General features: G+C 44.6%; 18 protein-coding genes. 11 read left to right on the top strand and 7 right to left on the bottom strand.

The genetic code is table 11. From position 1 onward, the window contains the following. The first annotated feature begins 221 nt into the window (after positions 1-221). Positions 222-980 (top strand): uridine phosphorylase, encoded by a 759-nt coding sequence (udp, locus tag L3V37_RS12345; RefSeq protein WP_017820007.1) that lies wholly within the window; start codon positions 222-224, stop codon positions 978-980. 157 nt (positions 981-1,137) lie between these two features. On the opposite strand, the gene L3V37_RS12340 is transcribed toward udp, so the two are convergent. Both L3V37_RS12340 and L3V37_RS12335 read right to left on the bottom strand, forming a co-directional pair. Continuing rightward, on the bottom strand, positions 1,138-2,298 hold the full coding sequence (locus tag L3V37_RS12340) for a DUF1887 family protein (RefSeq protein ID WP_005378476.1): 1,161 nt from the start codon (positions 2,296-2,298) through the stop codon (positions 1,138-1,140). 163 nt (positions 2,299-2,461) lie between these two features. Continuing rightward, positions 2,462-4,453, bottom strand: coding sequence for a methyl-accepting chemotaxis protein (locus L3V37_RS12335; RefSeq protein ID WP_005378474.1), 1,992 nt, complete (start codon positions 4,451-4,453; stop codon positions 2,462-2,464). 269 nt (positions 4,454-4,722) lie between these two features. Here L3V37_RS12335 and hinT point away from each other — a divergent pair, with 269 nt between their 5' ends. The 7 genes from hinT (at position 4,723) to L3V37_RS12300 (ending at position 10,937) form a co-directional block, all read left to right on the top strand. Next, positions 4,723-5,073, top strand: coding sequence for a purine nucleoside phosphoramidase (hinT, locus tag L3V37_RS12330; RefSeq protein WP_005378473.1), 351 nt, complete (start codon positions 4,723-4,725; stop codon positions 5,071-5,073). Between the two features lie 69 nt (positions 5,074-5,142). After that, the gene (locus L3V37_RS12325; protein ID WP_005378471.1) at positions 5,143-6,540 is read left to right on the top strand and encodes a COG3014 family protein; all 1,398 of its coding nucleotides are present in this window, start codon (positions 5,143-5,145) and stop codon (positions 6,538-6,540) included. Beyond that, the gene (locus tag L3V37_RS12320; protein WP_005378469.1) at positions 6,540-6,932 is read left to right on the top strand and encodes a YcfL family protein; all 393 of its coding nucleotides are present in this window, start codon (positions 6,540-6,542) and stop codon (positions 6,930-6,932) included. Before L3V37_RS12325 ends, L3V37_RS12320 begins: the two co-directional genes overlap by 1 nt. A gap of 67 nt (positions 6,933-6,999) precedes the next feature. Continuing rightward, positions 7,000-7,590, top strand: a complete 591-nt coding sequence (lpoB, locus tag L3V37_RS12315) for a penicillin-binding protein activator LpoB (RefSeq protein ID WP_005378467.1) — start codon at positions 7,000-7,002, stop codon at positions 7,588-7,590. A gap of 24 nt (positions 7,591-7,614) precedes the next feature. Further along, positions 7,615-8,496 (top strand): thiamine kinase, encoded by an 882-nt coding sequence (gene thiK / locus L3V37_RS12310; protein WP_017820011.1) that lies wholly within the window; start codon positions 7,615-7,617, stop codon positions 8,494-8,496. A 75-nt stretch (positions 8,497-8,571) separates the two neighbouring features. Beyond that, a complete protein-coding gene (gene ycfP / locus L3V37_RS12305; RefSeq protein WP_005378464.1) occupies positions 8,572-9,114 on the top strand; it encodes an alpha/beta hydrolase YcfP in 543 nt (180 codons plus the stop codon). A gap of 533 nt (positions 9,115-9,647) precedes the next feature. Beyond that, positions 9,648-10,937 (top strand): NAD(P)/FAD-dependent oxidoreductase, encoded by a 1,290-nt coding sequence (locus tag L3V37_RS12300; protein ID WP_005378463.1) that lies wholly within the window; start codon positions 9,648-9,650, stop codon positions 10,935-10,937. 76 nt (positions 10,938-11,013) lie between these two features. Here the strand turns inward: L3V37_RS12300 and L3V37_RS12295 are convergent, their stop codons facing one another. From L3V37_RS12295 to L3V37_RS12280, 4 genes are all read right to left on the bottom strand, one after another. After that, complete coding sequence (locus L3V37_RS12295; RefSeq protein ID WP_005387823.1) at positions 11,014-11,562, bottom strand: GNAT family N-acetyltransferase; 549 nt, start codon at positions 11,560-11,562, stop codon at positions 11,014-11,016. Positions 11,563-11,722: 160 nt separating this feature from the next. Further along, positions 11,723-12,496 (bottom strand): peptidoglycan binding protein CsiV, encoded by a 774-nt coding sequence (locus tag L3V37_RS12290; protein WP_237306407.1) that lies wholly within the window; start codon positions 12,494-12,496, stop codon positions 11,723-11,725. Between the two features lie 7 nt (positions 12,497-12,503). After that, positions 12,504-15,965: a transcription-repair coupling factor gene (mfd, locus tag L3V37_RS12285; RefSeq protein ID WP_237306406.1), complete on the bottom strand. Its 3,462-nt coding sequence runs from the start codon at positions 15,963-15,965 to the stop codon at positions 12,504-12,506. Between the two features lie 5 nt (positions 15,966-15,970). Beyond that, entirely contained in the window at positions 15,971-16,540 is a 570-nt protein-coding gene (locus L3V37_RS12280) for a hypothetical protein (protein WP_017634743.1), read from the bottom strand. Between the two features lie 249 nt (positions 16,541-16,789). Here L3V37_RS12280 and lolC point away from each other — a divergent pair, with 249 nt between their 5' ends. Genes lolC through lolE form a run of 3 tightly spaced genes read left to right on the top strand, consistent with a single transcriptional unit; the run spans position 16,790 to position 19,945 of the window. Further along, positions 16,790-17,998 (top strand): lipoprotein-releasing ABC transporter permease subunit LolC, encoded by a 1,209-nt coding sequence (gene lolC, locus L3V37_RS12275; RefSeq protein WP_206969687.1) that lies wholly within the window; start codon positions 16,790-16,792, stop codon positions 17,996-17,998. Further along, positions 17,991-18,698, top strand: coding sequence for a lipoprotein-releasing ABC transporter ATP-binding protein LolD (lolD, locus tag L3V37_RS12270; protein WP_054700735.1), 708 nt, complete (start codon positions 17,991-17,993; stop codon positions 18,696-18,698). Before lolC ends, lolD begins: the two co-directional genes overlap by 8 nt. Positions 18,699-18,700: 2 nt before the next feature. Next, positions 18,701-19,945 (top strand): lipoprotein-releasing ABC transporter permease subunit LolE, encoded by a 1,245-nt coding sequence (lolE, locus tag L3V37_RS12265; protein WP_033905042.1) that lies wholly within the window; start codon positions 18,701-18,703, stop codon positions 19,943-19,945. Between the two features lie 50 nt (positions 19,946-19,995). Here the strand turns inward: lolE and L3V37_RS12260 are convergent. Next, positions 19,996-20,087, bottom strand: a 92-nt coding sequence (locus tag L3V37_RS12260) for an integrase core domain-containing protein (RefSeq protein ID WP_138939205.1), incomplete at its 5' end; no start/stop codon positions are given.

Here is a 20,087-nt window from a genome sequence, read left to right as displayed (position 1 = left end):
TTCTCGTCCTTGAAATCACGCATTGCTATGCAACAAAATGATCTAATGCCCCTTAAAGTGTGATCAATACCAGTTTTGTTTGAAATTTCATTTTCATTACATTTTGTCATTGTGATTGTGATCACTCTATGTTGGTGAAAGGTTCGCTACAGTGCATCTGTACCCAATAACTGATTAATGAGCTTATTGTTCATAAAATAAGCCACAATAAGGAGCGACTTATGTCTCAAGCTGTATTCCATTTAGGTATTACTGAAGCTGATCTTAATGGTGCGACTCTAGCGATCATTCCTGGTGACCCAGCGCGTGTTCAAAAAATCGCAGAACAAATGGAAAATCCAGTATTTCTAGCAAGCCATCGTGAATACACGCTATACCGTGCAGAGCTAGACGGTAAACCTGTTGTGGTTTGTTCTACAGGTATTGGTGGTCCTTCTACCTCTATCGCAGTTGAGGAATTGGCACAGCTTGGTGTTCGCACTTTCCTACGTGTTGGTACAACGGGTGCAATTCAACCGCATGTAAACGTGGGTGACATGATCGTAACGACGGGGTCAGTTCGTCTTGACGGTGCGAGCCTACACTTTGCTCCTATGGAATTCCCAGCAGTTGCTGACTTTGAAGTAGCAACCGCAATGAAAGCAGCGGTAGAAGAGTCTGGCGCTACGGTTCACATGGGTGTGACTGCATCAAGCGACACGTTCTACCCTGGTCAAGAACGTTACGATACGTTCTCTGGTCGTGTTGTTAAGCGTTTCCAAGGCTCTATGCAAGAATGGCAAGACATGGGCGTACTTAACTTCGAGATGGAGTCTGCAACACTGCTAACAATGTGTGCGAGCTCTGGTTTAAAAGCGGGTTGTGTGGCTGGTGTTATCATCAACCGTACACAAAAAGAGATTCCAGATCATTCAACTCTGAAAGAAACGGAAGCGCGTTCAATTAAAGTGGTTGTAGAAGCAGCGCGTAAAATGCTTTAAGCCGCTATAGTTGGCATTTAAACAAACAGAAAAAACCAGAGGCTAACCTCTGGTTTTTTTCTACTTATAGAAATGCGTACAGCTAAAATTTAGGTATAAAAAAAGCAGCATTAATGCTGCTTTTTATCGTTGTGAATTTTAGCTTTTCTTAATGGCACTATATCTCGTCTGAACCGCCCGCGTCTTTAAACCAAGCCGTTAAGTGCGTTCTTAAATCTTTAAGCTCATCAGGGCCAATCAGGGCTAGCCCTAAGTCTTCAGCACGAGTAATGTCATTGTGACGAAGAGGACGGAAGCTCACCAACATTGCGCGCGCTTGTAAGCCACCTAATAGATCGCGAAGCGATTCTAACTTATATAAAGTATCGTCGCCGTCATCTCTCATGCCTTTGGTTTTGCACTCGATGATGTGCAGCTTGTTGTTTACAACTGTTGCGACATCTAACTCATTGCGTACTTCACTTTCACCAAGTTTGCGATAAACCTGAACATTTAACGATCGATCTTGGATCGTCGGCATGGTGTCTTGGATTTGCTTCACGGTGCTGTGAACCAAAGTTTCTAACCACTCACCGTTTGAAAAGCGTCGAGCATCTTCATCTGCAAACGTTAAAACGCCATTCTCGTAGGTGGCGATTTCTGCTTCTACTAAATCTGAAAGCAACATGTTGAGCTCACGGTAGCCCTGCTGTTTTTCGGAGAGCTCGACATCAAGCTTTTGTTCTTTGCGGCATGTGGTTGCAAGGTAGTTAAGTGTTGCTAGACCTGGCCCAAGCTCAAGCGCATTTGAGGCCCATCGTTCACCAAGTTCATACAATTTTTTATCAAGAAGAGGTGGTAAATCAACGTGGTGAAACTCGCCGCGTGCACCAAAGATAGTGAGGTAATCTGCAATCGTAATGTGATCTTCGACTTGGGTATCTTCTTTGCCATCAGGGTATAACCAACAAAGCTTATCGCTACTAGGCTCTACCACAAAAATTGGCCAGCGATAGGTACGGAAAACTTCGTACACCGACAACAAGCGATGACGAAGACCACAGCTCGCGTTCAATTTTACATCTTCGCCGCGTTCATGGAGGTCTTTTGCCAGTTTTTGAATTGCTTGTTTGATCAGAGATGTATTAACAGCGGATGGAATTTCAAAAAATTCAGAAGTAATTTCTCGTTGATCTAAAACGGCACTCAGTCGGTCAAATATATCTAACTGGCTCTTGTCTCCGATGAAGACGATATGTGTGCTTAGCGTACGATTATCTAATAGAGGAGTGACCAATCTCACTGGGTCTTGGTCGATAATACCAACATGAACAGCCATAGATTTTCCTTTTTATGAGGCCGCTCGAAAAGAGTTGTGCAAGGGGATGAGCTGGCCTTATTAATCATATGTAGACATGGCCGACAAAAAACAAGGGCGACTTAACAAAAAGTCGCCCTTATACAGTTGATTGCACTAATTAATGCTCTTAATTATAAAGTATTTATAACTTAAAGCGGTGGACCAATTCATTTTGCTGATGAGCCAAGTGGGTCAGTGACTCACTGGTTTGTGCGATACTCGACATGGCTTGGAAACTTTCATCGGCGATGCTGTTGATATCTTCAATACTGCGAGCAATGTCTGTTGATGTTTCACTTTGCTCTGCTGCTGCTTGTGAAATGTGCGTACTCATTTGGCTGATCTCAATGATTAGCGCCTGGATCTCTTCCATTGAGCTGTTCGCTTTTGACGCTTGCTCAACCGACATCTCCATATCGCTCATACAGCTTTGTATGACTTGGTTTGCTGATTGTGAGCTAGATTGCAGATTACTGATCATGGATTCAATTTCAGTGGTTGATTGAGTCGTTCTTGATGCGAGTACTCGTACTTCATCTGCCACTACCGCGAAGCCGCGACCTTGTTCACCAGCGCGAGCCGCTTCAATTGCCGCGTTCAATGCCAGTAGGTTGGTTTGCTCCGCAATGTTGCGGATCACATCAAGGATAGACCCAATTTGGCCACTCATCTTTTGTAGCTCAGAAACAGCGGAGACCGATTCGTTCAAACGTGTTTCTAGTTGGTTAATGGTTGAGATATTACTGCTCATAACATTTCTACCTTCTTCAGAGGCAGATTCGACGCGTTGCACCATTTCTAACGAGCCTTGCGCACTTTGCGCGACTTCCTGCACTGAATGAGACATTTCTGTCATCGCGGTAGCGACGTTTGCTGTTTGTTCGCGTTGAGAGCTCAATTTAATTTGTGCTTGCGAAGAGGTGCGTTCGTTGGTTGTCGCGGTTGACGATAGGTTTTCTGACGCTTCGTTGAGTTTCACCAAGATCTCGTGAAGGTTGTCGGCGAGTGAGTTAATGTGTCCACTCACACGGCTGAATTCGTTGTTATAGCGAATGTCGATACGCTGTGTCATATCTCCTTCAGTCAGGCTTTCTAACACTTTTAGAATACGAGTCAACGGTTCGCGAACGCTTTGTGCGATGTGGTAGCCAATCGCTGTCGCGAGTAAAACGACAATAACGCCAATGATGATGGCTTTCGTTACACCTGCCGAATATATGTCACCAGCATCTGCCAATGATTCATTGAGCTTATCTGTTGCGGTTGTCGTGAATTGCTCAAGAATCGCCATGGTTGAATCCACTTTATTTGCTAGGTTGGCGATATTGTTATACAAAGCGGCGCGAGCATTGAGGTAATTATTATGTTGGTCTAGCACACCGCCACGCATACCAACGTCACGAGTAAATTGCTCTACAGATTCGCCAAAAGCTTTTTCTAGCTCAGGAAGCTGAGTCACCAACCCGCGGAATGCGTAATTCAAGTGCGTTACTGCTTTGCGGTTTTTAGCTACGGCTTGCGTAACAAACTCAGGGTTGGAACTGGCGAGGGCATCAGAGGTAATTACTTCGGCATCTTTTAACTTGATAAAGTAGCTCTTTGCCATGACTTTGACAGAAATGCTGGTTTGATCTGCCACATATTCTTTAAGACCAACCGAAAGTTCGGTATTCAGTTTTTGGAAGCGGCGTGAGGATTTTTGCACTTCTTCTTGAGCCGCAAACATTGCTTCGTAGTTGTCCATGGCCTCTAGAGCTTCTGTAAAATAGCTCTGCTCTAACGTTTTTAACTGTGAAAACGGTTCGGCAAGAGAAGGGTAGATTTGGCTTGCGGTTTTCAGTTGAGCCAATGTGGATTCGAAGCGCTGTTGAGATCTAGCAAATTCCTGACGCATTTCATCCATGCGTTGTTTATTCTCTGTCGTCAGGAAGTCTTTAAATGATTTGTCGGCAGAAAGCAGCTCAACACTGGTTTGATTAGATAACGATACCAACGGTAGGGATGATTTAGAAACCGTGCCAAATTTTCCGTGAATATCACTCATTCCTCCCATCATAATGGCAATTGTGACGGCAAATAGGATGATGATCAGTGCAAAGCCGGCATACATCCTTTTAATAACTGAACCTCGCATAAGTGAGCTTCCTCTCCCAAAAATAGACAAGCTACCCAAGTATTTTTGAATTTACTTGGGTATAAAAATAATAATTGTCTTAAAAAAGTAACAAAATTCATTGGATTGTATTCAGTTTGTGATGCGCATTTTATGACGCACACGACAAAAAAAGCTTCGTTAATTAGCATTTGATTAATAATGTTAAGTGAACACTGTTTTTATTGAGCTCCGCTTTTGGTTGGCGCATACTAATTGGGGTCTAATTACGTTTATAAAATGGAGTCCTCATGGCGGAAGAAACGATCTTTAGTAAAATTATTCGCAAGGAAATCCCTGCCGATATCCTTTATCAAGATGATTTGGTGACTGCGTTTCGCGACATTAACCCTCGCACACCAAGCCATATTCTCATTATTCCGAATAAACTGATCCCAACAACGAATGATGTAGAAGCTGAAGATGAAGCAATGATGGGGCGTTTGTTCACTGTTGCTAGAAAGTTGGCGAAAGAAGAAGGTATTGCTGAAGACGGCTATCGCCTGATCGTTAATTGTAATCCACATGGTGGCCAAGAGGTTTACCATATTCACATGCACCTACTAGGCGGCCGCCCTCTAGGTCCAATGGTATTGAGCTAAGCTTTTAAAAGTGGGTGGCGATTCACCCACTTCTTTTTCCTGTCGAATGACACATTTGTGGAGATAAATGTGAAACTAGGTGTAAAGCTGTTAGGGCTGATGAGCTGGGCTTTAATGGCCTCTGGCTGCGCGAATTTATCTGCGGGCAATCTGTTTAGTCATTACAGCAACCAGAATCAAGAAGTTTATCAAGCCGTTGTTGCAGGGGAATATGCCAAAGCAAAACAACTTCAATCAAGTGAAGTGGGTGGCGAGATACTTGGCAATTTTGAAAAAGGTCGCATCTCTTTTCTTGCTGAAGATTACCCAACAAGTTTGAATGCGCTAGAAAGCAGCGATCGTGCCGTACGTGTTCAACAAGATCGAGCGACGATATCTGTGTCAGACACGGCAACGAGCGTCGGCTCTCTCGCAGTGAACGACAATCTCCAAGATTATCATCCCGCCGATTACGAACTTGGCTTTTTGCACCTGTATCTAGGACTAAATTACTTACAGAAAAACGATTTAGAAGGAGCACTAGTTGAAGTGCGTCGAGCTAATCAAGTTCAGGAAGCGGCAAGAAATGCGCGTGAAAAAGAGCTAAAAGCAGCAGAGAAAGACCTTAACAAGCAAGGCATGTCTGCCAATTTAGGCAGTGTATTAGCGAACTACCCTGATGCTGGTAAAAAACTAAGCGCGGTACAAAATGGTTATCTGTTCTATCTTTCTGGCTTGTTATATGAAGCGTCGCGAGACTTAAACAGTGCTTATGTTGATTACCGACGAGCACTCGCTGTAATGCCAGACAACAAGCAAGTTGTGGAAAGCACCTTATACGCTGCTAAGAAGCTGGGCATGCGTGAAGACTTGCGCATGCTAGAGAAGCGGTATGGCAAAGCACCTTCTGGATTAACTCAGTCACAAGGGCGAGTCATCGTTATTGATGAGCAGGGTGTTGTTGAGGCGATGAAAGGGTGGCGTATTGATTTACCGATTTACGACAGTCGCGATAATGGCGCGATTTATTCGTTGGCGCTTCCTTATTATCAGAACCGAGGTGCTCAACGTTTTAGCGATGTTGTTTTAAATGGTCAGGTATTGCCTTCCAGTACGCTGACTGATGTTAATGCGATGGCGCAAAACGATCTTAATGAACGTCTTACTACAATAGTGATCCGTCAAGCTCTTCGTGTTTGGGCAAAAGATCGAATCCGAAAAGAGGCGGCGAAAAAAGGCGATGATGTGGGCAACATACTTTTCAATGTATGGAACACATTGACCGAACAGCCAGATACGAGAAGTTGGCAAACATTGCCAGCGCAAGTGAAAACGGCTTCAAAAATCGTGAAACCGGGAACACAAAGTTTAAACTTGGGTGATCAAACCTATCAGTTTGAAGTGCCTGCACAGCAGACTACATTGGTATGGGTATCTCGTCAGGGAGCACACTCAACCGTGTGGCATAAACAGCTAGGGAGACTGTAATGAAAGCATGGCTTGTTTGTTTAGCAATGGCTATTGGTTTAGTTGGATGCGCCGAAAACACGGCTGGTATTCGAATTGATGGCCAAACGCAAAAAGTATTCTTTAATGATAACGTTTTAGGTAGTCGCTTATTAGTTGACAACATCACCACCACTTACGTTGATGATCGCCCACGAGGAGTCGTGCAGCTGAGTAGCAATTACAAAGGTGATCAGCACATTCTTTACCGATTTTATTGGTATGACAACAATGGTTTAGAAGTGAATACCAAACCTGGTCCGTGGCGAAAAATGATTGTGCGAGGATTTGAGCAAGTCACGTTATCTGAAGTTACTGTGAATCCAAATGGCACAAAATTCCGTGTGCAAATTAGAGAAGCACAAGACGATTAATCTTAACGGCTCTGCCGAAGCTGCCACGCTAACGATGCGCTGGTATTGAAAAAACTAAGGAACTCTCATGAAAAAAAGTATTATTGCTCTTTTAGGTCTTGCCGTCATTTTAGGTGGCTGTTCTAACAAAGTCTCTTACGGCGATGCGCAAGCAACAGAAACCACGACTATCGATTTTGGCTCAACAGATTTACAAAAAATCGCGGCTGAAATGGTGGATAGCATGATGATGTCGGGCTCTGTAGCAGCAATTACTCGTGACCAACGTCCTATCGTTTTTGTTGAGCGAATTAAGAACAAAACCAGTGAACATATTGACACTGAATCCATTACTGACACGATCTCTACTAAGATGTTGAACTCAGGTAAGTTCCGTTTTGTTGATATGGATCGTGTTGAGTCTGTGCGTGAACAACTTAACTTCCAAAATACGGATGAGCTTGTTAACCAAAGCACAGCGATCCAATTTGGTAAAATGGTTGGTGCTCAATACATGCTTTACGGCAACCTATCTAGCATTGTGAAAAATGCAGGTAGCGATAAAGATGTATACTACAAGATGACCATGCGCCTAATGGACCTAGAAACAGGTTTGATTGAGTGGGCGGATGAAACTGAAATTCGTAAAGCGCAATCTAAGAGCCTATTCGGTCTTTAATCGAACAGGGTGGAGAAGTCATCAATGGCATGGTTTTCTTGGCAACAAGCAAAACAGTTAGATCCGAGTCTTAATGCTCTCGATGGCTTCTTTACGGAGCCTCCGGTAAAAGTACAAACTGTTACCGGGGGGCTAACCAACCGCTGTTGGCGGTTGGAATCTTCTCAAGGCCTTGCATACATCTGGCGACCGACCAGTCATGTCTGCAAGGCTTTTTCAATTTCTCGTCACAGTGAATATCAAGTGCTGAATGCAGTCTCTTCATTGGAAATTGGCCCCAAGCCAGTTTTTATTCATGAGCAAGGGTTGCTGGTGGAATGGATAGAAGGAGAGGCACTGACGGAATCAGGCTTAGCACTAAGCGATTTGTTATCCATTGCGGCGAAGATTCATCAATATCCGATAAGCGCAATTCCTTTGGTTCCATTTTCATATATTTCTCGCATCGATCATTATTGGCTTGAGCTTGATGGTCAGTATGTGGGTACGGAGTTTGATGCTTTGTACATGAAGTGGCGCACGGAACCGAACGTTGAACCTGTTCCACTTGCCCTATGTCACTTCGATCTGGGGTGTTATAACCTAGTGCGAGGAGAGAATGGGGTGAAAGTCATTGATTGGGAGTATGCCGGGATTGCTGACCCTAGGCTTGATTTGACCTTAACTATTCAGGTCGCGAATTCGCCTGTGGAAGAAGCGGTAAAGCAGTATTGCCAAATTCGAGGTATCGAAGATGTGTCTCTTTGGCTGAGAGGTGTACATGCTTGGCAACCAAGAACCTTGGTGATGGCGATGCTCTGGTATCTACTTGCCTATAAATTGTGGGGAAATGAACAATACTTAAACAGTGCGTATGAGTTGAAAGGCTCATTGTGTATGGAAGATCACTGTTTTGAGAACTCGTGATATTTTCCCCTTTAACAGTAAGGAAATAGTGGTAGTTTTAATAAAAGTACCAGATACACACAGGGAGAGGTACAGATGATTATTTACTTACACGGCTTTGACAGCACAAGCCCGGGTAACCACGAAAAAGTTCTTCAACTGCAATTTATCGACGACGACGTTCGTTTTATCAATTACAGCACCCTTCACCCAAAGCACGACATGCAACACTTGTTAAAAGAAGTGTCTAAAGTTATCGATCAATCTGATGACCCAAACCCGTTAATCTGTGGGGTAGGTTTAGGTGGTTACTGGTCTGAGCGAATTGGTTTTCTATGCGGTATCAAGCAAGTGATGTTCAACCCGAACTTGCACCCAGAAAAAACGATGGCTGGTCGAATCGATCGCCCAGAAGAGTATGAAGATATCGCAACAAAATGTGTTGATCAGTTCCGAGCGAAAAATCAAGCTCACTGCTTAGTGATTCTCTCTAAAGATGATGAAGTGCATGACAATTCGAAAACGGCAGCTGAGCTAGAAAAACACTATCAAATCATTTGGGATGAAACTCAGTCTCATAAGTTCAAAAAAATCTCTCATCATTTACAAGCGATAAAGGCATTTAAAAATACTTATTAATGTTGAGTGTAGACAGTAAAGCGGCGTTTTTATCGGCTGCTTTGCTGCGATTCCTTCTCTTGAGTATGCCGAGCCACTGTCTCTTTGAAAGGCACATTTTCTTGGTTTAACGCTTTGAATATTGTGTTCTCCTTACCGTTTTCTTACTTCCCTCCTATGTAGCACGAACACCTTGTTGTAGAGTAGTCGAAAAGTAGTCAATCCGTACTCGTTACACGGATTTTGGTTGCCTTCAAAGTTGGTCTCTATATAATGAACCGGACTAAAATAATTTGATAAATATCAAAAAAAATTGAGAGCGAGTAATAAACTTGCCCAAAAAATTCTGGCGTCGTATGCGTACCAGATAAACATGCCAAACCCTGACAAGTCATTGATAGATAAAGAATCAAGGTGAGTGGCAGTTTTTTAATCCAAGTAATTGAGACACCTCTAAGAACCAAGAATTCATCGGTTGGATGGATGCCACAAATATTTGTGAGTCATGCATCGAGCTGAACCCCATATATTCATTTTTGTAGAGGAAAATCATTGTGACACGCATTATCGTTGTAGGCGGCGGTGCAGGTGGTCTTGAGTTGGCAACTAAGCTTGGTCGAACTCTAGGTCGCAAAAACCGTGCGCAAATTACGCTAGTCGATCGAAAAGCGAGCCACTTGTGGAAGCCATTATTGCATGAGGTTGCTACAGGTTCTTTGGACGAAGGAGTAGATGCACTGAGCTATCGAGCTCATGCAAAAAACCACAGCTTCGACTTCCAAATGGGTAGCCTTCAAGACATCGACCGTGAACGTAAAGTGATCATCTTAAGTGAGCTTAAAGACGAACACGGTGAACTTCTTATGCCAAGCCGTGAGCTAGAATACGACATTCTAGTGATGGCGATTGGCTCGACATCAAACGACTTCAACACGCCTGGCGTTCGTGAAAACTGTATTTTCCTAGACAGCCCTGAGCAAGCACACCGTTTCCGTACAGAAATGAACAACGAGTTCCTAAAGCTGCACGCGAAAAACGGTAACGGTACGGTCGATATTGCGATTGTTGGCGCTGGTGCAACTGGCGTTGAACTATCAGCTGAGTTACATAATGCTGTTAAAGAGCTGCGCACTTATGGCTTCGGTGATCTTGATTCTAGCAAGTTGAACGTCAATCTGATTGAAGCAGGTGAGCGTATTTTACCAGCGTTACCTCCACGTATTTCTTCTGCTGCTCATCAAGAGTTGGTGAAGTTGGGCGTAAACGTGCGCACCGCCACTATGGTGACTAAAGCTGAAAAAGATGGCCTTACTACAAAAGATGGTGAGAAGATCCCAGCTCAAATCATGGTTTGGGCTGCGGGTATCAAAGCTCCAGACTTTATTAAAGATATCGCTGGCTTAGAAACGAACCGTATCAATCAGCTTGTAGTGAAAAACACACTACAGACAACACGAGATGATGACATCTTTGTTATTGGTGACTTAGCACAATGCACCCAGTCTGACGGTTCGTTCGTGCCGCCACGCGCTCAAGCTGCACACCAAATGGCAAGCCAGGCATTTAGTAACATCGTCGCGAAAATCAACGGGCGCGAGTTGAAAGACTACGTATATAAAGATCACGGTTCATTAGTGTCTCTAAGTCGCTTCTCAACCGTTGGTAGTCTGATGGGGAACCTAACTAAAGGGTCGATGATGGTAGAAGGCCGTATTGCTCGTGTCGTTTACATCTCATTGTATCGCATGCACCTAATGGCGTTGCACGGTGTATTCAAAACCGGTCTGATGATGCTCGTTGGCCGCATTAATCGCGTGCTGCGTCCAAACCTTAAGCTGCACTAAGGTTTTAAATCCACTCTGTGTGGATGTGTTGTATCTTAAAAAATGCAGAAGCCACCGCAAGTCGGTGGCTTTTTGTTTATGTTAGATCTGTCGGTAAAAGTGAGAACACAACGCCATCTTTAGGCTTACCCTGAAAAATAAACCGGTTTCTGGCGATGGCTTCTTTTTGTGCACCGACGGACTCAATTAAGGCTTGGCTAGCTTCGTTGTCGGGGTCACAAACAATCTCTAGTCGAGTTAAACTTAGCTTTGCGAAGCAGAATTCTGCTAAGGCTTTAACGGCTTCTTGGGCATAGCCTTGCCGTTGATAGCGGTCGGCAACCCAGTAACCAATACTCGCCATATTAAACGTATGATATAACTCATTAACCGCTGCCATTCCAACCAAAGTGTTACTTTGCCGCTCATAGATACCGAAACCAAAAGCCTCAGTTTTGACCCAGTTAAGACGGGTTGCCAACAGAAAGTCCTGCGCGGTTTTCAATGTGACGTTTTTATCACACCAGTCAAGCCATTGGTGCAGCGAAGGGGATTCTGCAAGTAATCGTTGTAGTGAATGTGCTTCTTCAGCAGGGATGAGCTTGAGCGCTAAGCGGGGCGCAATGATTTCAAAGTCTGGACTCATGAACTAATACGACTTCCATGTTGAGTGTAAGTAAATTGAAAGCTGTCTATTTATACTTGAACGCAGCTATTTTCCTTGCTCTGCGTTGGTTAGGAATAACTGAGGTATAGCAGATAAAAACAAAGCGCAGCTTTGCTGCGCTTTGTCGAACCGCTCGTGCTTATCGAACCCGACGAACTTGAATGATCATACCCATCAACGGGTTATCTAGGTAATGAGTCTCGCTGCTACGCATACGACGTTTTTGATCCATTCGATAACTCTTCAGGAATTTCTCTTCGGTTACTGTCGGCGATATTTCTGCCAAGTTACCGACTTGGACGTTACCATCTACTTCACCTAAGTCATCCGCCAATTGCTCAGTTGAGGTTGGTTCAAAACGCACCTCTCTAACACTTGGTTCGCGCAGATCTAGTGTTGTTTCAGCGAAGAGGTAATGCTGTACGTATATTTGGAATCGACCATCTAGTTCATATAAAGGACCATTGACCGTCTCTTCACTGTAACCGTCGCTGGAAAATGTTTGATTACTATTGCCATTGATTGGGCGGCCATCTGCTTGATAAGAATCAGAGAAATCTCGCCCGCCAACGATGCGGAAAATTGGGGCGCTAGATTTACCTCGGTCACCTTGACGCCAGGCTACGTGTTTAAGCACTTTAAAGCCGGCATGATTATTTAGTGCCGCTTCTTGCGCGTTGAGACGGAAAGAAGAACTTGGCAAAAGTGTCACGCCTTTAGAGTGGCGGTAGGATTCACTCTCTAGGCTACCGACATTTTCCATATCGATTTTTGGCAGTTGATTCGGCCAAGATTCTGTTGTGCTTTCAGCGTCGACTGCTCGCTTGAAAATGATCACTTCAATATCAAATTGGCGCTGTGCCCAAGAGGGCATTGAGACACATAGAAGCAATAACGGGATCAGTATTCTCATTCGACTATTAGCTCGTTGGTAATAAATTCTGTTTAAAATCATTCAGTAAGTCTTGAACAAACTGAATGCGTTTACGTCGGTCCACCAATGGTACGCTAAACTTGAACTTAGTTGGACCTTCCATTGCAAATTTTTGCGGCTGTGATTGCAGCAGTTTAACTAAATACGCTGGATTTATGTCAGCATCAGGGTAAAACTCGATAAATCCACCTTTATCATGGGCTTCTATCTTTTTCGCTTTTAAACTACCAGCCGAAATTTTCAATTCTGAGACGGCAAGTAAGTTCTTTGTTGCGTCTGGAAGCAAACCAAAGCGATCAATCAGTTCCACTTTTAGCTCTGATAGTTCATCACTGCTTGTGACACTCGCAATGCGTTTGTACATCGACAGTCGTGTGTTTACATCCGGAATGTAATCATCTGGTAAGAGCGCTGGGATTCGCATTTCCACTTCAGTTTGCTCACGAAGCAGCTCATCCAAAGATGGCTCCTTGCCTTCTTTTAATGCTTGCACTGCTTGTTCCAGCATTTCCATATAAAGTGTAAAACCAACGGATTGAATTTGCCCACTTTGCTCATCACCAAGCAGCTCACCAGCACCACGGATTTCTAAATCGTGGGTTGCTAACGTAAAGCCAGCACCTAAGTCTTCCAGTGAAGCAATCGCATCAAGACGCTTGATGGCATCTTTGGTCATGGCTTTTGGATGTGGTGTTAATAAGTAAGCATAGGCCTGATGGTGCGAACGTCCAACACGGCCACGTAATTGATGCAACTGCGCCAAGCCAAGATTGTCCGCACGATCCATGATTATGGTATTCGCCGTTGGTACGTCGATACCGGTTTCGATGATGGTTGTACACACCAACACATTAAAGCGCTGATGGTAGAAGTCATTCATGATTCGCTCAAGTTCGCGCTCGCGCATTTGACCATGAGCCACGGTAATACGTGCCTCTGGGATGAGTTTCTGTAAGTCTTCTGCCGTTTTTTCAATGGTTTCAACCTGATTGTGCAGGAAGTAAACCTGACCACCACGCATAATTTCACGCAGTACCGCTTCACGGACCACTGGCTCTTCTTTTTGTCGAACAAAGGTTTTAATGGCTAAACGGCGTGCAGGAGGTGTCGCGATGATCGACAGGTCTCGCATGCCACTCATTGCCATATTCAGTGTACGTGGAATTGGTGTTGCGGTGAGGGTAAGAATGTCCACATCCGCACGCATTGCTTTGACTTTTTCTTTTTGACGAACCCCGAAGCGGTGTTCCTCATCAACGATCAACAAACCTAAATCTTTGAATTTAATGTCGCTCGAAAGCAGCTTATGCGTACCAACGACAATATCGACTTTACCATCGGCAACGTCTTGCAGAATGACTTTTTGTTCTTTGGCAGATTTAAAACGAGACAGTACTTCAACTCGGATTGGTAAGTTGGCAAAACGGTCACGGAAGTTTTCGAAATGCTGCTGAGCAAGCAAGGTTGTTGGTACGAGTACGGCGACCTGTTTACTGTTATCCGTTGCGACAAATGCTGCGCGCATAGCGACTTCCGTTTTACCAAAGCCCACGTCACCACACACTAAGCGATCCATCGCTTTTGCCTGGCACATGTCTGACAAGACGGCATTGATGGCCATCGCTTGGTCATCTGTTTCTTCAAACGGGAATGTTGCTTTAAATGTTGCGTATTGCCCACGATCTAGCTCAAATTTGAAGCCAGGTTTTAATTCTCGTTTTGCATACACATCCAGCAATTCTGCCGCGACATCACGCACTTTTTCTGCCGCTTTACGACGTGCTTTTGCCCACGCTTCACCACCTAATTTATGCAGTGGCGCATTCTCTTCAGCGCCGCCAGAATAACGGCTGATAAGATTCAGTGATGAAACTGGCACGTAGAGCTTGGCATCGTTTTGATACTCAAGGGTGACGTATTCCGTTTTCATGCCACCGGCTTCAAGTGTTTGTAAACCGATGTAGCGACCAATACCGTGATCAATATGAACCACAGGTTGACCGGGTTTTAACTCCGCAAGGTGGCGAATAACGGTGTCACTGTTGACGGCTTTTTTATCTTTGCGGCGTCGCTGGATAACACGGTCACCGAGTAGATCACTTTCACAGATCAGAGCGAAGTTCAGCTCTTCGTGAATGAAACCATGCTCTGCTGCGCCTAAGATCAAGCTGAATCGATCACCTGAGTCTAGAGCTTGGTAAAGTGAGCCATGTACGACTGGCCGAACTTTGATGCCTTGCAACAGCTCCGTTAGTGCTTCACGACGACCTTCTGACTCTACCGAGAAAACGATTTTTCCGCTGAATTGCTCACTAAACTGACGAAGGCGCGAGAGCGGCTCTTTATTTTGTTGCTGAACGCCAAGCTCGGCTAACGATTGTACGGGTAGGTTTTGACGACCGGCACGCTTAACCACTTTATCTAGGCTCAATTGAGCGATAGGGAGCTGTTTTAGTTGACTGAAAAGTTCGTCTTTTTTCAACCAAAGCTGTTCAGGAGTCAAAAGAGGACGCAGCGGATCAACTTTTTTCTGGTCGTATCGATATTCGACATCGGTTAAGAAAGTATCGACCGCAGATTCGATATCACCATATGTGATGACTTGAGAGTCTTCTGGCAAATATTCAAATAAAGTCTCGGTATGGTCAAAAAACAGCGGCTGCCAATACTCAATACCAGCGGGCCACGTGCCTTTGGTCACTTGCATGTAGATTGATTCAGGCTCGCGGCGTGCGTCGAACTGGGTGCGCCAACGTGTACGGAAATCTTCAATCGCTTCTTTAGTGGTTGGGAACTCATGTGCAGGCAGCAATTGGATTTGCTGAATATCGTCGATAGAGCGTTGGTTCTCTGGATCAAACGTGCGAATGGTATCTATTTCATCATCAAAGAAGTCGATGCGGTACGGGTCATTGCTGCCCATAGGAAAGAGATCCAGAATAGACCCACGACTTGCATATTCACCTGGTCCAAATACTTGATCTACATGGCGGTAGCCTGAATTTTCAAGTTGTACACGTAACTTCTCTAGCGAGAGCCGATCACCAGTTTTCACCATTAAAGTGTGTTGCAACAAAAAATCACGTGGCGATTGGCGTTGCAATACTGTACTGACCGGGACGATGGTTATGCCATCACGTTGACTTGGCAGTTGGTATAGGCGTGCGATACGTTCAGAGATGATTTCTTGATGCGGAGAAAAGTTATCGTAAGGCAGCGTTTCCCAGTCGGGGAATAGGCTTACCGTTTGGTCGGTGAATTGCTCAATCTCTGCCTGAAGCTTTAAAGCGATTTGCGGGTCAGGCACAACGAGTAGCGAGTGACTCGAATGCTGCTTGGCTAGCTCTGCAATGGCTAGAGGTAGAGCTGCGCCCGGCAAATTACCTAGCTGTTTTTTGTCGCCACGCTCTGAAGGGTTGGTGACGGAAAGAATCGTTGCTTTTGTCATAGGAATTATTTTTTATCTCGCTCCATCGAGCGCTGACGTAAAAGTTTTTGTTGTTGATACAGTGCCGCCTTTATCAGTAAATCTTGATCAGATTCTCGGAGCATCTTGTATCTAAGCGTGATAATGAAATCTTGCTCTGAAGCATCACATTCTTCTACTTGAGCGTAACAGTAAATCGCCGCAGCAGGGTGATCGAGGAACAGTTTAACACGAACGAGTTGTTGAGTAGTTAACGCTGTATCTGAGCGGAAACTGAGTTGACTAGCACCAAACTGCGTCGTTTGATAGCGAATGGAGGCGTCATCTTGTTGTGAAAGCATAAAGCTCAACAAGAGGTTAAGTTTCGCGTTTTGCGTATCAAGCAAGTTGATCACATGCTTTAACTCTTTGTTTTTCAGCTCTAGACGCGCGTTGTCTGCCAACATATCTAAGTGACTAAATTCACTGGCGACAATAAATGGTGCTGGAATTTCGGAGGCAAATGTTTCTTCATCTGGCAAAGCAAAGTCCGCACTCAACGTTTCGACGTTGATGGTGAGGTTATGATGGACGGTAAAGTATTCTTGCTCTGTCATATAGTCGATCCTTTTGCCAGTGAGCGCTCCTTGCTCACTCAACAAACAAAGAGAAATAGGGCACTGATTATCGCTAACTGAATGAAGTTATCAAGTTTAGCCGATTTGTCCTTGAACTTTTTGCCCTAAATACAGACTTATTGCATGTCGTTGACAAATTTAGCGATTCTCTTGTCTTCTTAATGAGAAGAGTAAGGTAAGATAATCCGCTAAAGCTTTATATCAAAACAACCAGTTGGTTTGTCTTATATGTATCATCCTATCTCATTGTTTATTGGCTTAAGGTATCTTCGGGGACGCTCTGGAGATAGGTTCAGCCGATTTGTTTCTTATATGTCGACGGCGGGTATTACGATCGGTGTAATGGCGTTGGTGACGGCTCTTTCTGTGATGAACGGGTTTGAATCGCAGTTAAAAGAACGCATTTTAGGTGTGCTACCTCATGCCGTTGTTTCGCAACACGATGGAAAAACGCCTATGACCGAGTCTGCCCCTCCATTTGTTCAAGCGATGTCGAGTGAATCCGAGCCGGAACCTATCGTTAGAGGAGAGGCTGTTATTCAGAGTTCTGCACAGCTGACGGCTGGTTACCTCATCGGTATTGAACCTAAGAAAGGCGATCCGATTAGCAACCATTTGATTGCCGGACGATTATCGTCACTTCAAGCAGGTGACTACAATGTATTTTTGGGTCACAGTTTGGCACGTTCACTAAAGGTCTCAATCGGGGATAAAGTACGCTTGATGGTGACCAACGCGACGCAGTTTACCCCACTTGGTCGTATTCCTAGCCAGCGAAACTTCACTGTCTCAGGCATTTTCAATACGGGATCGGACGTTGATGGTCAATTAATGATTGTGAACATGACGGATGCATCTAAGCTGATGCGTTTCCCTAAAGACACGGTTTCTGGTTGGCGTGTCTTTTTCTCTGACCCATTTATGGTGACGGATTTTGCTGACCAACCCATGCCTGATGGATGGGAATGGAGTGATTGGCGCGAACAGCGTGGTGAGCTTTTCCAAGCGGTGAAAATGGAAAAGAACATGATGGGACTTATGCTAGGTCTAATTGTGGGTGTCGCTGCATTCAATATTATCTCCGCTTTGATCATGGTGGTAATGGAGAAACAATCAGAAGTCGCAATATTGAAAACTCAAGGCATGACTCAATCTCAAGTGATGACCATTTTCATGGTGCAAGGTGCAAGCAGTGGTGTAATTGGCGCGATTGTTGGTGGCGCTGCGGGCGTGATCTTGTCACTTAATCTAAATGCGATTCTTGAATCTGCTGGTGTGGCGCTATTCAGCTTTGGTGGTCATCTACCCATCTTGATTGATTCAATGCAAATTCTTTTAGTGGTGGTGTTGGCGATTGCTCTTAGCCTTGCTGCTACGCTTTATCCTTCTTATCGAGCATCTTCTGTTAAACCTGCTGAGGCACTTCGCTATGAATAAGCTATTAGAATGTCGTGATATTCGTAAAGTCTACCGAGAGGGTTCGTTAGATACGGAAGTGTTGAAAGGCGTAAGTTTCGATATCGACAAAGGGGAGTTGGTTTCTATTGTTGGCTCTTCTGGTTCGGGAAAAAGTACCTTATTGCATATTTTAGGTGCGTTAGATGACGCAACTCATGGTGAAGTTGATTTTCTAGGGCAAAACTTATCAGCTTTGAGCTCGAACAAACAGGCGGCATTACGCAACAAGCACCTTGGTTTTGTATACCAGTTTCATCACTTATTGGCTGACTTTACTGCGCTTGAAAATGTGGCGATGCCACTGATGATTGGCGGTGCTAAAGTAGCGGATGCAAAACAGGCGGCTAAAGCGCTGTTAGATAAAGTTGGTTTGAATCATCGGATGCAACATAGACCCTCCGAGTTATCGGGCGGTGAGCGTCAGCGTGTTGCGATTGCGCGTGCATTGGTGAATAAACCTGATCTGGTCTTGGCTGATGAACCTACGGGGAACTTAGATCACAATACGGCACTGTCTATCTATGATTTGATGCGCGAGCTCAATAAAGAGTCAAACATTGCATTTTTGGTTGTCACGCATGACAAAGAGCTGGCAGCAAAAATGGATCGTCAAATGCACATGCAAGATGGTTTGCTCGTAGATCGTTTTGTGACTGATACAGCATCTGCGGAGGGCTAGTTTTGTTTACCTCTTTAGCTTTGATGATTGGTGGTCGCTTCAGTCGAGCGAAAAAGCGCAACAAGATGGTGTCTTTCATATCGCTTTCTTCGACCATTGGTATTGCGGTTGGCGTTGCTGTGATCATTATCGGTTTGTCTGCAATGAATGGCTTTGAGCGCGAGCTGCAATCGCGTGTGTTGTCTGTGATTCCACACGGCGAGTTAGAAGGTGTTAATGGACCACTTCAGGACTACACCAAAACGATGAATCAAGCTCTAAAACATGAACATGTTGTTGCGGCAGCACCGTACGTTCGTTTTACGGGCTTGGCAGAAAAAGGCAGTAAGCTAAAAGCGATAGAAGTTCGTGGTGTAGAGCCTACTTTCGAGCAAGCGGTGTCGAGCTTATCGAATTTTATTGACCAAGCAGCTTGGCAAAACTTTTATGCCGGTCAGCAGCAAGTGATCTTAGGCCGAGGTGTAGCAAACGAGCTAAATGTCGCCGTGGGGGATTATGTTACGTTAATGATTCCGCAAACAGGCGGCGCAAATAAAGTGCAGGCTCCTAAGCGTGTGCGCGTGAAGGTGTCAGGGTTCTTAACGTTGAATGGCCAAATCGACCACTCTCTAGCGTTAGTACCATTAGCTGATGCGCAGCAATACGCGAGGTTAGGGGAAGGGGTCACAGGCATTTCACTAAAAACTGACGATGTTCTCAATGCGCCTTCTATTGTTCGCGAGGTTGGTAGCATGGTTGATGTTTACGTGTATTTGAAAAGCTGGCAGCAAAAGTTTGGTTTTTTGTATCGCGATATTCAGCTCGTGCGCACCATTATGTACTTGGTGATGGTACTGGTGATTGGCGTGGCATGTTTTAATATTGTGTCTACGTTGATGATGGCAGTGAAAGACCGAGCGGCGGAAATTGCAATTTTGCGAACAATGGGAGCAAAAGATAGCCTAATCAAACGGATCTTTGTTTGGCAAGGTGTATTCTCTGGTGTATTTGGCAGTCTCGTCGGCAGTGTTATCGGTGTCTTAGTGGCGTTAAACCTGACTCCGTTAATTAAAGGGTTAGAGAGCTTAATTGGTCATCAGTTTTTATCGGGTGATATTTACTTCGTCGACTTCTTACCATCACAACTACACTGGCCAGATGTGGCATTGGTGTCAGTGACGGCTATAGTGCTTAGTTTACTTGCGACGTGGTATCCTGCTTCGCGTGCCGCAAGGTTGAATCCGGCGGCTGTACTGAGTTCTAAATAGCTGATTGTTTTACAGTATGACCCGTCCTGATATGGGTTGACACTTTTTAACTAAAACGCTCGATGTACTTCATCGGGCGTTTTGTATTTTAAAGCCGTATGAGGCCTCATTTGATTATAGATATCTACGGACTCTGCTACCA

The organism is Vibrio sp. D54 (genome assembly GCF_021728075.1).
GTDB lineage: Bacteria > Pseudomonadota > Gammaproteobacteria > Enterobacterales > Vibrionaceae > Vibrio > Vibrio alginolyticus.
Note: the sequence above shows the minus strand (reverse complement) of the source record. Positions and strands in the feature narration are given on the sequence as shown.

Coding starts and splice junctions, on each gene's coding strand:
- udp (WP_017820007.1), top strand. CDS start 222: ATGTCTCAAGCTGTATTCCATTTAGGTATTACTGAAGCTGATCTTAAT.
- L3V37_RS12340 (WP_005378476.1), bottom strand. CDS start 2,298: ATGGCTGTTCATGTTGGTATTATCGACCAAGACCCAGTGAGATTGGTC.
- L3V37_RS12335 (WP_005378474.1), bottom strand. CDS start 4,453: ATGCGAGGTTCAGTTATTAAAAGGATGTATGCCGGCTTTGCACTGATC.
- hinT (WP_005378473.1), top strand. CDS start 4,723: ATGGCGGAAGAAACGATCTTTAGTAAAATTATTCGCAAGGAAATCCCT.
- L3V37_RS12320 (WP_005378469.1), top strand. CDS start 6,540: ATGAAAGCATGGCTTGTTTGTTTAGCAATGGCTATTGGTTTAGTTGGA.
- lpoB (WP_005378467.1), top strand. CDS start 7,000: ATGAAAAAAAGTATTATTGCTCTTTTAGGTCTTGCCGTCATTTTAGGT.
- thiK (WP_017820011.1), top strand. CDS start 7,615: ATGGCATGGTTTTCTTGGCAACAAGCAAAACAGTTAGATCCGAGTCTT.
- ycfP (WP_005378464.1), top strand. CDS start 8,572: ATGATTATTTACTTACACGGCTTTGACAGCACAAGCCCGGGTAACCAC.
- L3V37_RS12295 (WP_005387823.1), bottom strand. CDS start 11,562: ATGAGTCCAGACTTTGAAATCATTGCGCCCCGCTTAGCGCTCAAGCTC.
- L3V37_RS12290 (WP_237306407.1), bottom strand. CDS start 12,496: ATGAGAATACTGATCCCGTTATTGCTTCTATGTGTCTCAATGCCCTCT.
- mfd (WP_237306406.1), bottom strand. CDS start 15,965: ATGACAAAAGCAACGATTCTTTCCGTCACCAACCCTTCAGAGCGTGGC.
- L3V37_RS12280 (WP_017634743.1), bottom strand. CDS start 16,540: ATGACAGAGCAAGAATACTTTACCGTCCATCATAACCTCACCATCAAC.
- lolC (WP_206969687.1), top strand. CDS start 16,790: ATGTATCATCCTATCTCATTGTTTATTGGCTTAAGGTATCTTCGGGGA.
- lolD (WP_054700735.1), top strand. CDS start 17,991: ATGAATAAGCTATTAGAATGTCGTGATATTCGTAAAGTCTACCGAGAG.